The sequence below is a fragment of the Nitritalea sp. genome (genome assembly GCF_054166705.1).
On sequence record NZ_JBSZCV010000015.1, the window covers coordinates 428,457 to 448,447 of the forward strand.

Genomic DNA, 19,991 nt, shown 5'->3' on the forward strand with positions numbered 1-19,991 from the left:
TTTTCAAGTAAAAAGAGTATGGCGACGTACCGCAAGTTTATTTTTGTCTGCAACGGGGGAGACTGTAAAGACGAAGGGTGTAAAAAGCTGACCAAAGACCTCAAATCCCTCATCCAAACAGACGGTCATAAGGGAAAGTATAAGATCATACGCACCAAGTGCATGGACTTTTGTAAAAGTGCACCCGTGGTGGTTTACAACAATGAAGTCTGCAAAAAGGCCGATGTGGAGGCTATTCGTCAGAAGCTTACGGGATAATCTTGACTCCTCCTCAGGTGAGGGGGAAATGAACCTCAAAAGTGGTCCCCTGTCCCTTTGTGGACTGCACACCTATGAAGCCTCCCATCGCTTCTACCTGCCCCTTGGTAAGAAATAAGCCTACTCCCCTTGCATCGGGATGCTTGTGGAAGGTCTTGTAAAGTCCGAAAAGCTTATCCCCATTTTGTTTCATGTCAATGCCGATACCATTATCTTCAAAATGCACGATTTTATGCGTGTCGGTTTCCGTCATGAAAATGCGTAACTGACAGCCCCCCTCAGCCTCAGGACGCTTATACTTCACAGCATTCGTGATAAAATTCAGGACGATGCTGTCGATGTATGCTTGAATTCCCGTTACTGTGGTGTTTTTCGGTACTTGGTTTATAACCTGAACTTTATTCAAGATCAGTAAAGCCCGAATGCTGGCACAGTTATTTTCGATACTGGCATGTAGATCCACCTGCTTCAGCTGGAGCTCTGCTAAATTCATCCGGACGATTTCGGTGAGATCTTCTACGGTTTGCTCTAGGTTATTTGCACCTTGCTGCAAAAGTGGGAAAGCGGCGACCTCTAGAAGTTCTGGCTTTTCCATCTCTAGCAGCTCGAGCATGCCGATCAAGCCAGCGCTGTGTGAACGCAGGTTATGCGCCACGATGTGCGCAAAGTTCTTTAGACGCTCGTTTTGGCTTTTGGTGCGTTCTAGCAGCTGTGTCATCTGTTGCTCCACGTTTTTAAGGCCGGAGATGTTCGTCAATACCCCTAAATATCCTGTATGTTCACCATCCACGGCGAGTTTGGTGATCGAAAGTAAGGTATTCATGAGCGCTCCATGCGCATCGAGTAGCTGAAACTCCCGTGTAAAGAAAATATCCTGCTGAGCCTCGTAAAAAGGAGCTTGTTGCGGGCTGCATGTCACTCCATACTGTTGCTGAAGTTCAGTGCTAAGCGCTTCCAGTTCCTCTTGGAGGAGGAGCTGCTGAAACTGCTTTTTATGTAGGACATCAGCCGAAGAATAGTGCAGGAGACGCTCCGCACCGGCATTAAAAAGTGTTATCTTCCCCTCTAGATCTATACCGATGATGGCTACCTGGGTACTCGCATCTAAAACTGCTTGAAGTTTACTTAAAGCAGTTTTTAGCTGTTCTTCCGCCGCCTTTTCTTCGATGACATCCCGAATGATAGACCAAATGAGTTTTCGGCCATTGAGGTCCTCGATGACGATACCTCTCAACTCCACCGGGTAAAGCGTACCATCTTTTCGGCGGTATTCTTTTTCGAAACGATTGTACTCCCCTCTATTTCGCATCTCCTCCAAGGCGATCGCTTCTAAAGGAGCGTATTGTTTTGGCGTAACATCCCAGTAGCTAAGGGCCAAAAACTCTTCCTTCGTATATTGGGTAGGTGCTAACAGCTTCGTGTTCACGTCTAAAAACTGCCCCGTTTCGAAATCATTCAGGGCGATGCCTATAGGGGAGAGCTCATAAAGAGCCGAAAGCAGATCCCGATGGTAAGCGATTTCTCTTTCTCTTTCCTTTCGTCTGGTAATGTCCTGTAAAGTACCGTACATCTGTCTGGGAGAGCCCAGACTGTCCCATTCGAAGACCTGGCCCTGCTCCGCCACCCAGATCCAGTGACCGCTCTGATGCTGGAGACGAAATTCTACCTGATAGAGGTCCGATTTTCCTGCCAGATACTGGGCGATGGCAGATGCCGCCTGCTCTTTGTCCTCCGGATGTATACGCATCATCCACTTTTCCCGAGTAAGCGACTTCCTCTCTTCCTGCGGAATCTCTAAATAGTCCAGCCACCATTCATTTATCACGAGGCAGTCGCTGTTCATATCCCAATCCCAAGTGCCCAACTTGGCACCTTCCAAAATCAATCGCTGTCGCTTTTTGGCTTCCACTATATCCTGGATAGGCCTCCCCTCAGGAATGACAAAGATGACCTCACCCACACTATTTTTTACAGGCCGCAGGCTAAATAAGATGGTGACCTCTCGTTTCTCCTTGACCCAGACGGTAACCTCATAGCTTACCTCTTGGCCCATTAGCGCCCGATGGAAATGCTCTTTCAGCTCAGCTTGCGTCTGCGAACTAATCTGCCACCAGTAGCAGTCCCAAAAATATTTACCCACCACATCCGATCGCTTTATGCCAGCCATATCTAAGGCTGTGGCATTCGCTTCCGTTAAAATTCCATTTCGATCTAAAAAACCAATAAAAGAAAAGGAAGAATTGAAAATACTCTGAAACTTATCTTTTAGTATAGTCGCTTCTCTAAGTTTTATGTGGTTCTCATTTTCTAATTCATATAAGTCACGATGAAACCGATTACAGTGATCCATAGACTGCTGGAAAAAGCTTATATACTGATTCCGTATCTCTTCGGTAGAACCCGCCGCCAAGGCGCCAACAAGAAGTCCATAATTTCCAGTCTCAGGATCTAGGGCTAATTCTCCTAAAAATACGGTGTCTTCAGAAGCTTCTTGGCCTTTTAGTGATGTCGCTAAGAAAGGAGTATCTCCAACCGATGAAGCTTTGTGTAAGCGGTAACGATCCACCAGCATTTTGGCGCCAGCCAAACCATAGCGTTCCTGAAAACCATGATCATGCTGCAGTTGAACCTGCACCTGATCCCCTGATTCAGATAAGAGCAAAAAAGCCGTCACATGCCCTCTCTGCTGAGAAAGTGATGCACACACATAGTGCAAATGTCTGTATAAAGCATTTTGATTCGCCACCTGGTGTAAGCCCGTCAGTATCGCATAACCGTGCTGCTTTTCCTCCTTTAAAAGGTGCTCCTTATACATCATCTTAAAAGTTTAATAGATGACTAAAGTTAAAAAAAAAAATCGAAAATGATTCTTTTTTCCGTTTTAGGGCTGCCGATTCGGCATCGTATGCTTGCGCAAAATCCGCTTGGCTTCCTCTTGCACCTCGGGCATTTTCTGGGCACTCCAGATCTGATCGCGCGCGATTTTGGCGGCTTTTTCCAACTCGATAATCGGGGCAGGGTAGTCTCTACCCAACTGAAAACGGTGCAAGCTGGCCTCTATCGGGGAAAGCTCCCAAGGTTTTAGCCGATAGGCAAGGGGCAGCTGCGCAAGCTCAGGTACCCACTTGCTGATAAAAACAGCCTCTGGATCATGGTCCTCAGCCTGTTTCACGGGATTATAGATCCGGACCGTGTTAATGCCCGTCACTCCCGCTTGCATTTGGAACTGTGGAAAGTGTATGCCTGGCTCGAAATCCAAAAAATAGCGCGCTAAATGGTCGACACCCGTACGCCAGTCCTGCAGCAAATGATGGGTCAAGAACGAGACTAACATGGCCCGCATTCGGAAATTTAAGTAGCCCGTCTCTTTCAAACAACGCATGCAGGCATCCACCAAAGGAAAACCCGTGCGCCCAGCTTTCCAAGCCTCCACTTTTTCCTGGTCCAGCGGCTTTTCCATCTGTTCGAAACCCTTATTGACGCAGCGAAACTCCATCTGGTCTTCCATCTCGAATTTTTGGATAAAGTGGCAGTGCCAGCGCAGCCGGGACTGAAAGTTGATGATATTCCGCGCCTGAAAGCCACTTTTTCGACGCTCCTCGGCAGCCTGGTAGACCTGCCGCATGGAGAGATTGCCCCAAGCGAGGTAGGGAGAAAGGCGCGAACAAGAACTTCTGCTCAGACTGGGCTTGCTGATATGTTGGTTGTAGTGGCGAACACGCTCGCGCAGGAAACTTTGAAGGTAGCGCCAGGCAGGCTCTTCACCTCCAGGCTGCATGAGCGGGCTTTTTTCTTGCCATGCCTGCGGCAAAGGGACCTGTGACAGGCTTTCTAAGAAGGTCTTCGGAAGGCTAAAGCCCCAAGCCCGACGGAAGTCCGGCTGGGCGATGGGTGCGCTCATCTGTGCATACCAGTCCTGCGACCAGCCTCTACGGTTTTGGCGCCCGCGGCGCACCCCCTGCTGCGGGTACTCCTTCCAAGGAATGCCTCTTTCTCGACAGAAGACAGCCACGGCACGATCGCGGCGATAGGTAACGGCCAGACCTGTTTCTACATGGCTATACAGGCAGGCGATACCATAGCTATCCTGAAGCTGCTGGAAAACAGGCAGTGGATCTGCATACAGGATGTGGAGGTCGAGGCCATGAGCCTTCAGCTTGGCCTGCATTTCCTGAAGACTTTGGAGGACAAATCTCCAGTGACGCGGGTCGCTGAACGGTGAGGCGACAAGTTCGGGCTCAAAAAAGTAGAGCAACAGGCAGGGTTTTTTTTCCGCGAGAGCAGCCTGTAGCGGCGCATGATCGCTGAGGCGGAGGTCACGCTTAAACCAAACGACATGAAGGTCTTGCATGCTGCTAAAACAAGGAGGCCGGATTTTGGTTTAGGGGATATGCGTAAATTCAAGACACTTTCGGATGAAGAAATAGATCGGGTGATCGAAATGGCTTGGGAGGATAGGACGCCCTTCGATGCGATCGAGGCGCAGTTCGGCCTGCCAGAGAAAGAAGTGATTAAGTTGATGCGGCGCGAAATGAAGCAGTCTTCTTTTAAGATGTGGCGGGCGCGGGTACAAGGTCGTGCGACCAAACATAAACAGAAGGCGCCTCAGGATATGGACACCTTTAAGTCCCGCATGCAGCGTAGCATTGCACTGAATAAAATGCCCAAGCGCTAAAGAATCGCCGGTACAGACACTACTGTTCGGCCTTCAAGACACAGTTTACTGAACTATCCCAAGTTAGCAGACACACTTAAATGAACAGTCTCTTTATGGGATAGTTAAAACGAAAGCAAACGAAAGCAAACGAACATCAAAACGAAAGCAAACGAACACAAGCGAAAGCAAAACTCCCTAAAATAGAAGGCAAACGAACATACGAAAGCGATATCGCCGTGCATGAAGTACTCAACGGATGGTAGAACATCACCCAGAGGGTAGCCTTTCCGGACCGCCTGTTGGGAGCGCTCATGAGAGCAACATCGAGTAGAATAGCCCACCAGGACAGCCTTCTAGTGATGGCTCCAGCGGGCGCATAAGAGAGCGGCGCTGCGCGAAAACTGCATAGGTTAATGTCCTCCTGCCGTGCTCCCTACGACAAAAGACAAGGCAGCCTGCCTTGTCTTTTGTTCTGTCACACTATCTCTAGGTGGAAATTTATACGATCTCATAAGGCCAGGACATAATGCCTCCGGCCAGATTATGTAGGTTTTCGAAGCCTGCCTTCGCCATCAGGGCACAGGCCTGACCGCTTCTATTACCACTGCGGCAGTACACGTAATAGGTCTTGTCCTTCGGTAAATTAGCAATCTGCTGCTGGAAGTTTGCACTCATAATGTCGATATTGCGCGCCCCTTTTAACTTGCCCGACTGAAACTCTCCCGCACTGCGGACATCGATTAAAACAGCATCTTTGGCCTTTAGGCCTTCCTGAAAGGCAGCTGCGTTACTATCGGTATAGCCCTTAGGGCCGGATTTGAAGAAACTAAACATAAGGTTATTCGATTTTATACCTTACAAAACTAACGATAAGGCTCCCTACCCACCGTAACCTTTATCACACCTGATGACCTTTCTCAGCTTTTTTGCGCCCATTTTTTATAGGCAGCTAAAAAGAGCAGACGAAACAAGAGCATAAAGGGTATGGCGTGCCAAAAAAAGTCAAACCAGTCCAAAGGCTGCATGCCCTTTGCGCCGCCGGCGATCCAGCGGATTTTACCCCAAATATGAGGTTCAGGAACAAAAGGCGCTAGGCCCAAAGTGGCACAGAGTAGGAGTACAAAGCGCCAGGAGTTGATACTTGCTTTCATCATAAGCGGGTTAACATGCACTCATTACCGGGCGGAAATCCAGTGGCTTCGCTCACCTGGGCTTCGCTGCGGACAAGGGATTTTTATCAGACGCTTCCATGGCTTTTGGACCTGCTGTCGGCGCTTGCGCGCGAGGGGGGAGGTACCTCAACTGGTCCCAAAGCCTAGTCGGAAACTGCTCCATCCCGGGAAAGCCGAGCGGCTCGTCGCGGCCTTCATGTGGTATGTAGGCGGTGCCAAAGAGGTAGTCCCATAGGCTTAGGGTAATACCATAGTTGACGCCATAACTGCCCTCCGGAAGAGTTTTGGCATGGTGCCAGGTGTGCATGATGGGGTTATTCAAAACATATTTTAAGGGGCCATAGCTCAGCCGGATATTGGCATGGTTTAGGTGCCCAATCGCTGTGGTGAACATGTGCAGGATAAAAAAGTCCTCCAGCCCAAAGCCGATCATGGCCAGCGGAATGTACTGGGCGGTTTTGTAGAGGACCGTCTCCATCCAGTGGAAGCGGAGATGCGCCGCAAAGCCCATTTCTTCCACGCTATGGTGCACCTTATGAAATTCCCACAGCAGGGGGGAACGATGCAGCAGGCGATGCACATTCCACTGGATAAAGTCTGCCACCAAGAACATGCTAAGAAATTGGGCCCAAACCGGCCAGGTGCTCAGCTCCAGGGCCACGAGGTTGGTGACACCGAAGAGGCCCAAGAAATCATTAAAGGCTTCCACCGCCACTAAGGAAATGGCATTGTAGGCGATTAGGGAGAAAAGGAAATAGTTGAAGAACATATAGAAGGCATCCATCCAAAAGTCCTTACGTAGGATGCCGTCCCGCTTTCTCCAAGGAAAGAGGATCTCTAGCGCCCATACCAGCAGCGAAAGGCCAATCAGCCACCAGAAGTAATTCTTCCAAGAGGGGTATAGCATCTCGTTTAAAAGATACTGCGCATAGCCGTAGTAGGCGTCGTAAATGATTTTTAGATATTTCTCCAGCACGTCCATTCGGTCTTCACGTTAAGGTTTTCCTAAGATATACGAAAAAGAGGACCCTCCAGAAGAAGGCCCACTTATAACTCCCATAAACCACAATAATTATTTTTGATAGTTTTTCACCGCCGCACCCATGTCGATCACCTGTGCTTGGGGGACTGTTTTGTGCACGATGCTGCTGCCGATCGCGGAGCGGTAGCCTGTTCCGCAGTGCACGACCACAGGCTTGTCTGTAGGAATTTCTCCTGCCCGCTCCTGAAGTTCTGGCAGTGGTATCGCCAGGGCCTGTTCGAAGAGCTTGCCTTCTGCCACCTCTCCAGGGTTTCGGATGTCGAGAATAGTAAAGGCCTCGGGATTGGCCTCGAAGGCGGCCTGTTCGAAGGCTTGCATCTGCGCATCTCCCGTGCGTCCATAGACGAAGGCGCCGACGATGTACTTGTCGTAGCCGATTTTGGCCGTTTGCGCGATGAGCGCATCTAAATTTTCTTCTGAATCTGAGACGAGGTAAAAGCTTTGCCCAGGGGGCAAAAGGGCACCCAGCCAGGTCTCAAATTTAGCACCCTGCATGATGTTTAGCGCTCCTGGTAGGTGGGAAGCCTTAAAGAGGGCTTGATTTCGGGCGTCGATCAAGGGCAGGGCCGTCTGCTCGGTGAGGAAGTCGGGTGCCAAGCGAGGAACACGTGCCAAATCGGCCGTTAAGGTCGCTGCGCCGCGCTTGTTGACCTCCACATTATAAGGAAAATAAAGCGGAATAAAAGGTTGGTCTTCCAGCAGCAAAGCCACAAATTCCGCCTCTGTCATGTTCTGAAGGGCATAGTTAGTCGCTTTCTCCTTTCCGATGGTGCTGACATTATCTGTACCGATGGCTTTGCCGCAGAAGGAGCCGGCGCCATGGGCAGGATAGACGAGCGTGGCATCGGGCAGCGGCATAAGTTTTTCTCGGGTGCTTGCATACATCATTTTCGCCAGCTCCACACGGTCGGCCGTCATGTTTCCAGCGTTTTCGCGCAGGTCAGGCCGGCCGACATCACCGATGAACAGGGTGTCGCCCGTGAATACGGCGATGGGCTGCTGGTCTTCTTCCAGCACAATGGAAATACCGTCAGGCGAGTGGCCGGGCGTATGCATGGCACGAAGGGTAACCCCGTTTCCTAAGTCGAGGATATCGCCCTCATCGAAAGCTTGATGTGGGTAGGCGGCACCTACCAGAGTGGATACATAAATGGGTACGCCTAGGGTCTCGTGCAGTTCGAGATGGCTGCTGACAAAGTCCGCATGGGGGTGGGTATTGATAACGCCTGCGATGCGGCTACTTTTTTCTTCGGCTAAAGCCAAATAAGGGCGTACATCTCTTCCCGGATCGACCAGGTAGATGCCTGCTTCTGCGATGATGGCATAGCTGTAATGCGCCAGTCCAGCATCATGAAACTGATGGATTTCCGCTTTTTTTGGTTCCGCGGCGGGGAATTTATCGGTAAATTGGGCCTGAGCCTGAAAGAAAATACCCCCTATCAGGAACATTAGTAAACTCGTTATACGCATGGTTTTCGTTTCAATTCTCCACAAAGCAAGGCACTATTTTCTACAAAATAGGTGACGATTGTTACATATTGGCTCTGGGTTTGATGGCATTTTTGTAGCTGTGTTGTAATTTGGATAGTCATGAATGAGTCTTTTTGGAATAAACGTTTTGAGGAGCAGCCGCTGCTGTATGGAGTAAAACCGAATGCCTTCTTTAAGGAGGAGCTGGAAAAGTTGCGCCCGGGTCTACTCTTACTGCCTGGTGAGGGTGAGGGCCGAAATGCGATTCATGCGGCCGTGCAGGATTGGGGTGTGGTGGCCCTGGATCAGAGCGAGGTCGCCCGGGAGAATGCTTTACGTCTGGCCCGCTTGCATGGCGTAGTGATCGATTATTTTCTGGGAGATGCCTTGTTGTACCTCCCGCCGGCCAAGCATTTTGATGCGATCGCCTTGATCTATTTTCATTTGCCACAGGCGATGCGCAAAAAAATTCACCATAAGCTAGTAAAAGCGATTCGCCCCGGCGGCACGCTTATTTTAGAAGGCTTCAGCCAAGAGCAGATTGGCTATAACTCTGGGGGGCCGAAAGCGCCGGAGATGCTATACGACCTAGAGGAATTGAAGGCCGAGTTTAAAGGGTTGGATTGGGAGTATACCTTTTCGGGGGAGGTGCACCTCGACGAAGGAGAGGGGCATCAAGGCCCGGCCCATGTGGTGCGCCTCGTTGGCAAAAAAAAGTGATAGAATACACAGGAAAGGCAGGTAGCTTGGTGATTTTTCGGTAACTTTCTGTGAAGATTGCGTCCGATGAGCGGCGATGATCTTCTAAATGGTATTTTAACTACTACTTGAGCACTATGAAAATTTTAGTACCCACAGACTTTTCCGAAAATGCGGCCCATGCCTATCGCTTTGCATTGGCGCTAGCCGTACAGAAGCAGGCCAGCATCCGTTTGGTCTACACTTTTACTGCCGTCTATGATTTCGCGGCGCAGGCTACCGAGATCGTGGCGGGGATAGAGGCGGAAGCGGAGCAGGCACTGGAGCAAGCGCTGGCCATCGGTCGGGAAGCGCACGTGGAGGTGGCCTATAAGATCGTGCAGGGCACAGTGGCGACGGCCGTCACGGCGATGGCCTACCGCGAGGATTTTGACCTGATCGTGATGGGCACGCAGGGGGCTTCTGGCCTTAAAAAAGCACTTATGGGCTCTAATACGGGGCAGGTGATCAAGGAGGCGATGACGCCGGTACTGGCGATTCCAGCCGGAGCGCCGCTACCGGAGCGCTGGTCGTTTACGGTTTCTACCGCCTTACATCCGGAGGATGTGAAGTTTTTTCGCAAGTGGTATCCTTTGGTGCAGGGTTTAGCTGCGGAGTTTTCCCTGCTGCACATTTACGAGGGTTTCGCACATAAAGCCGAGGACCGCTTAGCAGAGTTTTCCAGCCAGCTGGAGGACGCCCATCCGGACTGGCAGGCGCGGCTCGAGTTGCGAGCAGGAGAGAAACCAGAGGAAGTGCTCAATGGGTATTTGGCCGAGCATCCGGAGCGCTGTTTGGTGATGTTTTACCAGAAGAAATCTTTTTTTGCCTACCTCTTTAATCAGAGTCATAGCCTGCAGATGGCCTACCACACACGAAACCCGCTGTGGATCGTGAAGTGAGTGCTGCGGCCGGTCCGTGCCGAGGCAGGGGCTGCAGGAGGGGAGGAAAAAAACGCGTCTCCGAAAGTAGATTTTTCGAAGACGCGTTAGAGCGGAAAGGCCCTGTTTACTTTGGCGCTCGCGCCAAAAGCCGGTGCCGAAAACCCCTTACTTTTTTTAAGGAATCCAAGGGATGTGTCTGAAGTTCGGCTTGCGCTTCTCCAGGAAGGCGTCGCGGCCTTCTTTCGCCTCTTCGGTCATGTAGGTCAGGCGGGTGGCCTCGCCGGCGAATACCTGCTGGCCCACCATACCATCATCGGTGAGATTAAAGGCGAATTTCAACATTTTAATCGCGGTCGGAGACTTGTCTAGGACTTCTTGTGCCCAGGCGAAGGCAGTTTCTTCCAGCTCAGCATGCGGGACCACAGCGTTTACCATGCCCATCTCATAGGCCTCCTGCGCGGAGTAGTTGCGGCCCAGGAAGAAGATTTCGCGTGCGCGCTTTTGGCCCACCATTTTGGCCAGGTAAGCCGAGCCATACCCACCGTCAAAGCTGGTGACGTCGGCATCGGTCTGTTTGAAGATGGCATGCTCCTTACTGGCGATTGTGAGGTCGCAAACGACGTGCAAGCTATGGCCGCCCCCCACTGCCCAGCCGGGCACTACGGCGATGACCACCTTCGGCATAAAGCGTATCAGGCGCTGCACTTCCAATATGTTAAGGCGATGGTAGCCATCTTCGCCCACATAGCCCTGATGTCCGCGGGCACGCTGGTCTCCTCCGGAGCAAAAAGCGTAGACGCCATCCTTCGGGGAAGGGCCTTCTGCTGAGAGTAAGACCACCCCGATGCTGGTATCCTCACGGGCGTCTAAAAAGGCATCATACAGTTCTGATGTAGTTTTCGGCCTGAATGCATTCCGCACCTCAGGACGGTTAAAAGCGATACGCGCCACCCCCTGACATTTTTTGTAGGTGATGTCCTCGTACTCTTTGGCGACGATCCAATCCATGATGTAAAATTTTCTTGCAAGTTAAGCTAATCGCGCAAAAGCGCCACATTCCTTACCTGTAAAAGCGGCGAATTGTTTGTGGAAGGAGCTTCTTTTTCCCTTTTTGTGTGCGGGCGATTCCTCTTGTTTCGGAGCCTGAGCGGCTTGAGGCTGGGCAGGCTCGGGGGGCGATGTCCGGCGGCATCCCTGCTGTTGGGAAAAATGCTATCTTTACGCCTACATGTACGTGTAGCGTAGTAGGAGTGGCAGCCCGTGGCTGCAAAGGGCTCCTGCTGGTTCGTTACGGGGTTTGTCCATGTTTAAATTTGCGCTATGTCTTTGTCTTTCACTGCTGGTTTTCGTCTTCTATATCCCGAGTCCGCAGACGAGCGTTTTGTACAGCCTGCTCGGGAGTTTTTACGCCGCTGGGCACAAGGGGATACTCATTTTACCTTGCACACCTCGGGCTCTACGGGTGTGCCGGCGCCCGTTCAGGTGAGCCGGGCACAGCTGCTGGCGAGTGCGCAGGGGACTATCCGTTTTTTCGGGCTGCGGCCTGAGGATCGTTTGCTTTGTGCCCTGCCGCTGGACAAGGTGGCGGGGCAAATGATGCTGGTTCGGGCTTTGGTGCTGGACGCGCCCCTCTATCTGCTTCCGCCGAGTACCCATCCGGTGCGAGATATCCCAGCAGACTGGCCAGAAACGTTTGATTTTATGCCCTTGGTACCCTTGCAGGCCGCGCGTTTGCTGGAGGAGGCGCCCCATTTTTTTCAGCGCATTCGAATCCTGCTGCTCGGGGGTGGGGTGAGCCATTTGGCACTGCGGGAAGCGCTGCTCCGCCTGAAACCGGAGGGTATCTACCAGAGCTACGGCATGACAGAGACGGTTTCTCATGTGGCGCTGGCGAAGTTGAGCCGGTCGCCGCAGCTGCGCTACCAGGCGCTGCCGGGGGTGGAGCTGCGACAGCGGGCGGACGGGGGGCTTTCGCTGCGTGGTCCGATGACGGCCAACGACTGGCTCGATACCCGAGACCTCGTGCGTCTGGAAGACGATGGCATGCATTTCGAGTGGCTGGGGCGCCAGGATCATGTCATTAATTCGGGCGGGCTGAAGCTGTATCCTGAGGTGCTGGAGCGGGCGCTGGAGGGAAGGCATCCCCTTTTTCAGGGGGACCGCTACTTTTTTCATGGGCAGGAAGATGCGGCCTTCGGCCAAAGGCTTATTTTAGTGCTGGAAGTGGCTGTACTAGAGGTGGAACAGGCAAGGTTTTTGAAGCAGTTATGTCAGCAGGTGCTGCCGGGCGGTATAAGTCCACGTGGGGTCTCTTGGACCTCGGTCTTTGTGCGCACCAGCACGAATAAGGTAAAGCGAACCCAAACAGTTGCATTATGTCAACACATCTTGTTTTAATAATAGGAGTATTACTCATGAGTTTTTTTTGGAAACAAAGTCCCGAGTCGGTAGAAAAGGTGTCCATTCGCATCGAGGTGGGTGATTTCGAGTCGGATGAGGGGGAGATGAGTTGGCTGCTCTTCGATCAGGAGGAGGGCTTTCCGAATAAGGTGGAGAAGGCTTTGCGGCGCGGTGGAGAGCGGATAAAGGGGGGCAAGGTCACCCTTAGGCTTTCAGATTTGGAAAAGGGCAAGTCGTATGCGGTAGCTGTTTTTCATGATAAGGAAAAGAGTGGGAAGCTGCCCACTTCTACTTTTGGTATTCCGAAGGCGCAGTATGGGTTTAGCCAAGACGCAAAGGGGCGGCTGGGGCCTCCCAAGTTTAAGGATGCTGCTTTCAAGGTAGAAAAGGAGGGCGCAGTCTTAAAAATTCGCCTTCAGGGTCCTGGTGTGTAGGTGGGATAGAATTTAGCAGAGGGTGGCTTCGGCTCCGCTCAGCCACCGCGGTATATGGTCCCTGAGCGAAGCTGAAGGGACGCTCAGCCACCACGGTTGGCTTCGGCTCCGCTCAGCCACCGCGGTATATGGTCCCTGAGCGAATCTGAAGGGACGCTCTGCCACCACGGTTGGCTTCGGCTCCGCTCAGCCACCGCGGTATAAGGTCCCTGAGCGAATCTGAAAGGACGCTCAGCCACCGCGGTATAAGGTCCCTGAGCGAATCTGAAAGGACGCTCAGCCATCGACATCCGGTCCCTGAGCGGAGCCGAAGGGACGGTTTTTACTATGACTCTCATTCATGCATTCCGCCAATTTTTTTAATTCATCAGTAAAGCCTTTCATCAGTGCTTCTTTCTTTTTTCTAGACCAGCCTTGTACTTGTTTTTCTCTGTAAAATGCTTCATCCACTCTTGCATATTCCTCAAAATACAACAATTTGACAGGTAGTCTTTTTCTGGTATGTTTGCTTCCTTTCCCTGCTTGATGTTGAGCTAGACGCAAGTTGAGATATTTAGTGCTACCAGTGTAGTAGCTTCCATCCGAACATTCAAGTATGTACATGTAGCCTTTCATGCTTTCATTTTATGAGTTTAATGGGTGGCTTCGGCTTCGGCTCCGCTCAGCCTCCGCGGTCTGGTCCCTGAGCGAAGTCGAAGGAACGCTCAGCCGCCGCACTCCGGTCCCTGAGCGAAGTCGAAGGAACGCTCCGCCGCCATCGATATCCGGTCCCTGAGCGAAGTCGAAGGAACGCTCCGCCGCCGAGATCTGGTCCCTGAGCGAAGTCGAAGGAACGCTCCGCCGCCGAGATCTGGTCCCTGAGCGAAGTTGAAGGAACGCTCCGCCGCCGAGATCTGGTCCCTGAGCGAAGTTGAAGGAACGCTCCGCCGCCGAGATCTGGTCCCTGAGCGAAGTCGAAGGAACGCTCCGCCGCCATCGATATCCGGTCCCTGAGCGAAGTCGAAGGGACGATGGTTTTATAATATCTCCCCCTAAAAAATTGAAACTATAGGTTAAGTTAAAAAACAATTAAATCTAACCTTATAAACAAGCAAACAAAACGCACGTTTTCCTGAATTTAAGGCCAAAGTAGCCCTTGAAGCAATCAAGAATAACCTTAATAAAATAGCTGCTTAGGCTAGCGGCAATAATAGTCAATCTCCGAAGATCATTGCTATCTTTTTTATCCTTAACTTATTCTATTCTAAATTCGTATTTCATCGTTTCCTCTTTTTAGAATTAAAAATAATCCACTGTTCAAAAAATTTACCCTAAAATAAAACTTTTGAACGAGCTTTCTAACTAAATACTGAATTATTTTACGAGATAGCAGAGAAATGAGACTGTTTAGTTAGACGAAGTTAAGCAGTGCCACAACGAGCAGCGCTAACGATCGATATCTCTCTCATTTAAGGAGGTAAAGCTTTAGATAGTAAGCTCTATCGTATTGCCTTCAGGGTCAAGAAAGGTACTTTCAAAATAGCCGTCTCCAGTCATTCTAGGTCCATCCAAATGGGTATAGCCATCCTCCTTTAACCGCTGGCTGAGAAGCTTCACCGCATGTGCCGAGCCAAGAGAAAAGGCAATGTGTGCTAAACCTGCCTGGATCTTGTGATTGGGAGCTTGTGGTTTTTCCATAAAGGTACTATGCATCAACTCTATTCGGCATGAGCCAGCCGAGGTGAGAAAATAGGAGCTGAAACCTTTTTGGCTATTGACATACTTTTTTCCGGCTTGAAATCCCAAATAGGTTTCATAAAATGTGCGCATCTTCTCCAGATCGATCGCCCATAGGGCAACATGTGCAATATTCGTTTTTTTCATGATCAAAGATTTCACCAAAAAAGAATAAAACTTTACACGAAATTCGCCTTCTTTAGGATTAGACTGCCTATTTTTCATTGTGAAGCGGTAACCGATTGTCTTTTTTTTTCAGCAGCCTATCAAAAGGCCGTAAATTGCTTGGAGATGTGCGTGATTCAATGAAAATTGGAGGATGGTTATACTTAAAAAAGAGTTAAGCCACGAGTTACCGCTAAAGGATTATGTACTCTGGAGGTTTGATAAAGAGCATCAGTGCGCCTATGCCATGCTTCATTTTCATGATTTTTGGGAAATCGTCTATGCTCCCTCAGGAAGTGGGATTTTCGTGGTAGAAGGCTTTTCACAGCATTTTACTTCCGGTGTATGTGTACTAATTCCACCCGGCAAGCTCCATAAAGTGTCCTACCAGGTAGAGAAACCAAGTCTCGAGTATGTTTTGCACTTGCAAGCAGATTTCATAGATCGGCTTTGTGGTTTAGGGCAGACAACATCCCACCTGCAACAGTTCATTCAGCGGGCTAATTCAGGAATTTATTTTGAATACAGGGATGAGGGAAAGATTACAGCTCTATTTCAAGCCCTAAATGAAGATCCTGATACTGAGCAGTTGCCTCATCTCATTCGGTTACTACTTTTTTTGGCTTATGCTGAGCCGTATCAGGTACTCGAGATCAACAGTCGTGCACAGGATAGTCTAGATTTTCAGAGAAAACGCTTTCAAAAAGTCTTAGAGATAGTGGAGCAGCGTTTTCAAGAAAACCTAAGTACGCAGCAGGTGGCGGAGGAGGTTGCCATGACACCAACCTCTTTTTGTAGGTTTTTTAAAGCTTTTACCAATAAGTCTTTTAAAGTTTTTTTACAAGGGTATCGAATTCAGGAAGCTAAAAGATTTTTGCTTCATACCGATTTTTCTTTAACGGAAGTCGCTTTTCGCTCTGGCTTTACCAGTTTGTCTTATTTTGATCGGACCTTTAAAAAGCAGGAAGGCCTTAGCCCTGGTCGTTTTAGAAAAATGTATCAGTTTTAGCTACGAGGTGGCTGCAGGAGAGGTCTGGATAAGGAATCTGGACGCTACGCAGCACTTAGGGCAAAAATGAATAATAGTCTTTTCTTATGGGCAAATACACCGGATACAATGCATGCTTCAGCTGCATGCTCTTGCCCAACCCGCACACAGCCTGCTTTGTGCCACAAGATTAATTGCTTAATTTTACCCTCGATTTAATGGTTGCGATGCACATGAGTAAGCTAGAGGATATTCCCAAGGAAGGTATACGGATCAATAAGTACCTGAGTGTCATCGGCTACTGCTCGCGAAGAGCGGCTGATGCGCTCATCGCGCAAGAGGCCGTGACGCTAAATGGCCAAGTGCCGGAAATGGGAACCAAGGTGATGCCTGGAGATGTGGTCCGCGTCCATGGACAGCATGTTGTGCCCCCCAAAGAGGATTTCGTCTACATCGTCTGTAACAAGCCGGTAGGCATCGTCTGCACCACAGATACCAAACGCGAAAAGGATAATATCATCGACTTTATCGGCCACCCAAAACGCATTTTTCATGTGGGACGCCTCGATAAACCCAGCGAAGGCTTAATTCTACTCACCAACGATGGAGATATCGTCAACAAAATTTTACGGGCAAAAAACCATCACGAAAAGGAGTACCTGGTCTGGGTAGATAAGCCCATCCGCGGCGACTTCCTCGAAAAAATGGCCGCCGGCGTACCGATCCTGGATACCGTCACTCGCCCTTGTCAAGTCTTTCCCCTGGGTAAGCAGTCCTTCCGCATCATTTTGACCCAAGGGCTAAACCGTCAAATCCGTCGTATGTGCACGGCGCTGGGCTATGAGGTCACCCGCCTAAAACGGATCCGCATCATGCACCTGCACCTAGACCTGCCCACAGGTAAATGGCGCGACCTTCGACCCGAAGAACTTCAGCAACTCCAACGGATGTTGGCCGAGTCCGAAAATACCATCGGATAAGCGGGGCACCTTTAGGAAGGAACAGTTTCCTGCTGTGTTTTCCAGTAATACAGGGCGCTGGATAGATTATTTAGCCCATTGGTGATCTGTCGGAGTACATTAGTTCGCGTAGAGATGCCCATGGCAGCGGAAGGACTTTGCCTTACGTACTCATAGGTCTCTGCCAGTCGCTCCTGGTAGAAGCGGTCATGTGTGGCCGGCCAGGGGGGGAGCGCCTCCACATACTCTCCCGGTTTGGCATAGCCCTGCATTTCTTGCAGCTGCTGCCGCACAAACTGGCTGCTCTTTTCCAGCCAAAGCAGCTCTTCGGGCTTTCCAGCCTGGTAGATGTGCTGCACATTTTCCTGAATGTCCTTGAAGGCCTTGGCCGCGAAAACCAGCGAGCGTGTACTCATGATCAGCGTATTGAGCTTATCCACCTCCTGCTCCTCCAGTGGTAATTCCTGTAGTTCAGAAAAGTAGGCGGTAATTTCATCTTCGAGTCCTTTGATCTGCCCGTACAGGGCAAAGGGATCTGTTTCCGTAGCCAAAAGCCGCTTCCAGGTACCGGTTTTTTCCTTGGGGGCATCCGTCCTCATGACCTCCTGGATGGACTCTTCGGTCAAGCGGTACAGGTGCTGCACCTCATTTTCGATCGCTGACAGCGCTACCTCGGGGACCTCTACCGGGACCTTGGGCAGGTACTGCGCCACCCCCGCCGTGCTGGGCTCGCTGAATCTACGATTCAAGAAGCGCTCCATGGGACCCAAGAAAGGATAAAAGAGTAAAATGCTGATGACATTGATGAGGGTGTTCAAAAATACCAGCTCCATCAGCGGATCCTGGATGCCTATTTTTAGGCTCAGCGCAACGAGCGGATGGAGGAGTGCAAAACAGAAAAGTCCCGCCACGCCTTTGAAGATTAAGTTGCCAAAAGACAGGCGCTTTTTATCGGCACTACCGCTCAGGGAGCCGAGAACCAGGGTGCTGCTGGTGCCGACGCTGGCGCCGATGACCATGGCGACCGCTTGGTAGATATCGAGCAAGCCGGCATGAAGCGCACTGAGGACGATCACGATCATGGCCGAGCTGCTTTGGATCAGTGCTGTGACGATAAGCCCTGCCGCTAAAAATGCCCAAAGCCCGAAAGCTTCTAGGCCGCTGATGTCCAAGTGGGCCGCATACGCTTCCATCGTGACTTTCATGTAATCCAGGCCTAAGAAAATGAGGCCAAAACCCATGAGGAAGCCACCGATGCTCTTCAAGAGGGGACGTTTCGTAAGGAATAGGGCGGAGAGAATGCCGATCGTCAGCCAGGGGAAGGCCAAGTCGGCCACGTTGACTTTAAACCCCAGCGTGGCTACTATCCAAGCGGTAAAGGTGGTACCCAAATTGGCCCCGAGGACCACGGATAGAGAATTTTTTAGACTCATGACGCCACCTCCGAGGAAGGCCAGCACGAGCAGGTTCACTAGAGAGGAGCTTTGGAGGATGGCAGTGACGATGGTGCCCACACTAATGCCCTTCCAAGGGGTATTCGTGGCGCGCTGTAGCAGGCGCTGGAAAGAGCGGCCCGTCAAGCCCTTGAGGCCTGCCTCCAGCTGGTGCATGCCAAACAAAAACATGCCTAATCCGGCGGCAAATTTCCAAAACTCAAAATCTGTTGTGGGTGTGGGCATAGCTTGGGGGTAAAAGGTCCTGTAAAGATAACCATTTCTACCTGTTGAAAACAGCCGCGCCACGTTCCTGGAGCCGTATATCTATAGATTTAGGAACCCTTTCCGGCTTTTTGTAAGGAGGATTTACCAGGTAATGCGCGAACTATCAGAGTTTACACGTATTTTTGTCCTCCAAATCTCTAAAAACGAAAAATGATGTCCTCCTTACCTGTTGCACTAGAAATTCTCTTTGAATCCGGACATGTACCGCCACCGTACAGCCATGTGTATAGCCTGAAGCTTCAGCCTCAGGAGACAGGCTTGGCCGTGGAATTTTCGCTTCACTATACACATCGTGATGAGCTCAGCCTGGAGGAAATTATCGATGAGGGCTTCAGCGAAGAAGATGACTATACCTATTGCGGAACCGTAGCGGCCGTCTGGAAAGGTCCCTTAAAGGACTTGTGGAACCACACCGACTGGATGGAGATGAGCGCCTTCGAAGATGGAGGCATCATGATCCGCCTTGGGGAAGCGGAAGAGCAAGTGCCTAAACAGCAGGAGGCCTGGTCTTTTTTAGCGCAAGAAATCATTCAAGCGATCTACGAACAGTCAGGAAAGGAAGCCCCTTTACTTCTGGCATTTATGAAGGTAGATAAATCTGGTCCTGTGGAAGTGGAGTTACAACTCTCCTTCGCCCAGCGTAAGGCGGAGGCCAGCGTGAATGGACAAGTAATAGCTCTTTCTTGGGAAAAAACCAAAAAATTATTAACCGACGTGTACCTGCCCGATTACGATTTTGAACATGTGGCGACAAAAAAACCTACGAAGCGCGGCCATTACATCGACCTGGGCGATGGCCACTGGTTTGAGTTGGGGAAAACGGTCCAAAATATAGACAGTAGCTATGATGCCATCGCTGGGATCCGCAGAGGCTTCGAGGCCATCATCGAAAAAGCGCAGTAAGTAAGCCCATATGTCATTTAACGTATATCGGGTGCCGTAGAGCACCCGTATTCGTTCCAGGGAAGCTTTCTTGCTTATTTCTCCTCTTCAGTTTCTGCACTCAGTTTTTTAGCTTCTTCCATAATGGCCGCCCAGAGGGCTGCAGGCCTGGCCTGAGCATCTGCTGCCAGCGCTGCATTGGCCGCTTCGGCCAAGCGTCCATAAAAAGGGTACTTATTCATGTAATCCAAATGTTCCTTAAAAATCTCTTTGAGTTGGAAGATGAGCCAACTTGCCTCTCGGGCATACGGGGTGACCACGTAGGTCATGTCATCTCTCTAGACAAGTCCCTCTCGAGGGGCTGGTTTTCGGGGCACGAAAGAAACATCCGCACCTCCAAACAGAGGAGATTTTCTGGCGATCTGTCGGGTTTCTGGCTCTTGCAGGCGCTGAGCCAGCGCTTCCAGTTTTTTGTCGATTGCGTACATAGAAGAAGTTAAAAAGG

Annotated in this window: 21 protein-coding genes; 9 read left to right on the forward strand and 12 right to left on the reverse strand. The window is 50.6% G+C overall.

Translation table 11 applies throughout. The features are described 5' to 3' along the window. Positions 1-18 precede the first annotated feature (18 nt). A complete protein-coding gene (locus ACXIT9_RS11760; RefSeq protein ID WP_458056427.1) occupies positions 19-258 on the forward strand; it encodes an NAD(P)H-dependent oxidoreductase subunit E in 240 nt (79 codons plus the stop codon). Positions 259-271: 13 nt separating this feature from the next. On the opposite strand, the gene ACXIT9_RS11765 is transcribed toward ACXIT9_RS11760, so the two are convergent. Continuing rightward, complete coding sequence (locus ACXIT9_RS11765; protein WP_458056428.1) at positions 272-3,076, reverse strand: PAS domain-containing sensor histidine kinase; 2,805 nt, start codon at positions 3,074-3,076, stop codon at positions 272-274. Between the two features lie 63 nt (positions 3,077-3,139). Next, positions 3,140-4,609, reverse strand: coding sequence for an FAD-binding domain-containing protein (locus ACXIT9_RS11770; RefSeq protein WP_458056429.1), 1,470 nt, complete (start codon positions 4,607-4,609; stop codon positions 3,140-3,142). 39 nt (positions 4,610-4,648) lie between these two features. Between ACXIT9_RS11770 and ACXIT9_RS11775 the strand changes: the two genes are divergently transcribed. Next, positions 4,649-4,933 carry a TIGR03643 family protein gene (locus ACXIT9_RS11775; RefSeq protein ID WP_458056505.1) on the forward strand — a complete coding sequence of 95 codons (285 nt, stop codon included), beginning with the start codon at positions 4,649-4,651 and terminating at the stop codon, positions 4,931-4,933. A gap of 480 nt (positions 4,934-5,413) precedes the next feature. On the opposite strand, the gene ACXIT9_RS11780 is transcribed toward ACXIT9_RS11775, so the two are convergent. From ACXIT9_RS11780 to ACXIT9_RS11795, 4 genes are all read right to left on the reverse strand, one after another. After that, complete coding sequence (locus ACXIT9_RS11780; protein ID WP_458056430.1) at positions 5,414-5,749, reverse strand: rhodanese-like domain-containing protein; 336 nt, start codon at positions 5,747-5,749, stop codon at positions 5,414-5,416. 83 nt (positions 5,750-5,832) lie between these two features. Continuing rightward, positions 5,833-6,066 carry a hypothetical protein gene (locus tag ACXIT9_RS11785; protein WP_458056506.1) on the reverse strand — a complete coding sequence of 78 codons (234 nt, stop codon included), beginning with the start codon at positions 6,064-6,066 and terminating at the stop codon, positions 5,833-5,835. A 52-nt stretch (positions 6,067-6,118) separates the two neighbouring features. Next, a complete protein-coding gene (locus ACXIT9_RS11790) occupies positions 6,119-7,069 on the reverse strand; it encodes a sterol desaturase family protein (RefSeq protein WP_458056431.1) in 951 nt (316 codons plus the stop codon). A 90-nt stretch (positions 7,070-7,159) separates the two neighbouring features. Further along, positions 7,160-8,599 (reverse strand): MBL fold metallo-hydrolase, encoded by a 1,440-nt coding sequence (locus tag ACXIT9_RS11795; protein WP_458056432.1) that lies wholly within the window; start codon positions 8,597-8,599, stop codon positions 7,160-7,162. A gap of 120 nt (positions 8,600-8,719) precedes the next feature. Between ACXIT9_RS11795 and ACXIT9_RS11800 the strand changes: the two genes are divergently transcribed. Both ACXIT9_RS11800 and ACXIT9_RS11805 read left to right on the forward strand, forming a co-directional pair. Continuing rightward, positions 8,720-9,319, forward strand: coding sequence for a class I SAM-dependent methyltransferase (locus ACXIT9_RS11800; protein WP_458056433.1), 600 nt, complete (start codon positions 8,720-8,722; stop codon positions 9,317-9,319). Positions 9,320-9,435: 116 nt separating this feature from the next. Next, positions 9,436-10,239 (forward strand): universal stress protein, encoded by an 804-nt coding sequence (locus ACXIT9_RS11805; protein WP_458056434.1) that lies wholly within the window; start codon positions 9,436-9,438, stop codon positions 10,237-10,239. Positions 10,240-10,395: 156 nt separating this feature from the next. Here ACXIT9_RS11805 and ACXIT9_RS11810 read toward each other — a convergent pair whose 3' ends face one another. Continuing rightward, positions 10,396-11,229 (reverse strand): 1,4-dihydroxy-2-naphthoyl-CoA synthase, encoded by an 834-nt coding sequence (locus ACXIT9_RS11810; protein ID WP_458056435.1) that lies wholly within the window; start codon positions 11,227-11,229, stop codon positions 10,396-10,398. A gap of 312 nt (positions 11,230-11,541) precedes the next feature. Here ACXIT9_RS11810 and ACXIT9_RS11815 point away from each other — a divergent pair, with 312 nt between their 5' ends. Together ACXIT9_RS11815 and ACXIT9_RS11820 are read left to right on the forward strand one after the other, a co-directional pair. Beyond that, positions 11,542-12,618 carry an AMP-binding protein gene (locus ACXIT9_RS11815; RefSeq protein WP_458056436.1) on the forward strand — a complete coding sequence of 359 codons (1,077 nt, stop codon included), beginning with the start codon at positions 11,542-11,544 and terminating at the stop codon, positions 12,616-12,618. Between the two features lie 17 nt (positions 12,619-12,635). Continuing rightward, positions 12,636-13,055: a DUF2141 domain-containing protein gene (locus ACXIT9_RS11820; protein ID WP_458056437.1), complete on the forward strand. Its 420-nt coding sequence runs from the start codon at positions 12,636-12,638 to the stop codon at positions 13,053-13,055. Between the two features lie 276 nt (positions 13,056-13,331). Here the strand turns inward: ACXIT9_RS11820 and ACXIT9_RS11825 are convergent, their stop codons facing one another. Next, positions 13,332-13,670, reverse strand: coding sequence for a GIY-YIG nuclease family protein (locus tag ACXIT9_RS11825; protein ID WP_458056438.1), 339 nt, complete (start codon positions 13,668-13,670; stop codon positions 13,332-13,334). An 849-nt stretch (positions 13,671-14,519) separates the two neighbouring features. After that, the gene (locus ACXIT9_RS11830; RefSeq protein WP_458056439.1) at positions 14,520-14,918 is read right to left on the reverse strand and encodes a VOC family protein; all 399 of its coding nucleotides are present in this window, start codon (positions 14,916-14,918) and stop codon (positions 14,520-14,522) included. Positions 14,919-15,090: 172 nt separating this feature from the next. Here ACXIT9_RS11830 and ACXIT9_RS11835 point away from each other — a divergent pair, with 172 nt between their 5' ends. Continuing rightward, complete coding sequence (locus ACXIT9_RS11835) at positions 15,091-15,945, forward strand: AraC family transcriptional regulator (protein WP_458056440.1); 855 nt, start codon at positions 15,091-15,093, stop codon at positions 15,943-15,945. A gap of 206 nt (positions 15,946-16,151) precedes the next feature. Next, a complete protein-coding gene (locus ACXIT9_RS11840) occupies positions 16,152-16,904 on the forward strand; it encodes a pseudouridine synthase (protein WP_458056507.1) in 753 nt (250 codons plus the stop codon). Between the two features lie 11 nt (positions 16,905-16,915). On the opposite strand, the gene ACXIT9_RS11845 is transcribed toward ACXIT9_RS11840, so the two are convergent. Continuing rightward, on the reverse strand, positions 16,916-18,562 hold the full coding sequence (locus ACXIT9_RS11845; protein WP_458056441.1) for a Na/Pi cotransporter family protein: 1,647 nt from the start codon (positions 18,560-18,562) through the stop codon (positions 16,916-16,918). 192 nt (positions 18,563-18,754) lie between these two features. Here ACXIT9_RS11845 and ACXIT9_RS11850 point away from each other — a divergent pair, with 192 nt between their 5' ends. Next, the gene (locus ACXIT9_RS11850; RefSeq protein ID WP_458056442.1) at positions 18,755-19,507 is read left to right on the forward strand and encodes a hypothetical protein; all 753 of its coding nucleotides are present in this window, start codon (positions 18,755-18,757) and stop codon (positions 19,505-19,507) included. 74 nt (positions 19,508-19,581) lie between these two features. On the opposite strand, the gene ACXIT9_RS11855 is transcribed toward ACXIT9_RS11850, so the two are convergent. Together ACXIT9_RS11855 and ACXIT9_RS11860 are read right to left on the reverse strand one after the other, a co-directional pair. Next, complete coding sequence (locus ACXIT9_RS11855) at positions 19,582-19,728, reverse strand: hypothetical protein (RefSeq protein ID WP_458056443.1); 147 nt, start codon at positions 19,726-19,728, stop codon at positions 19,582-19,584. Between the two features lie 96 nt (positions 19,729-19,824). After that, positions 19,825-19,974: a hypothetical protein gene (locus ACXIT9_RS11860; RefSeq protein WP_458056444.1), complete on the reverse strand. Its 150-nt coding sequence runs from the start codon at positions 19,972-19,974 to the stop codon at positions 19,825-19,827. Positions 19,975-19,991 lie beyond the last annotated feature (17 nt).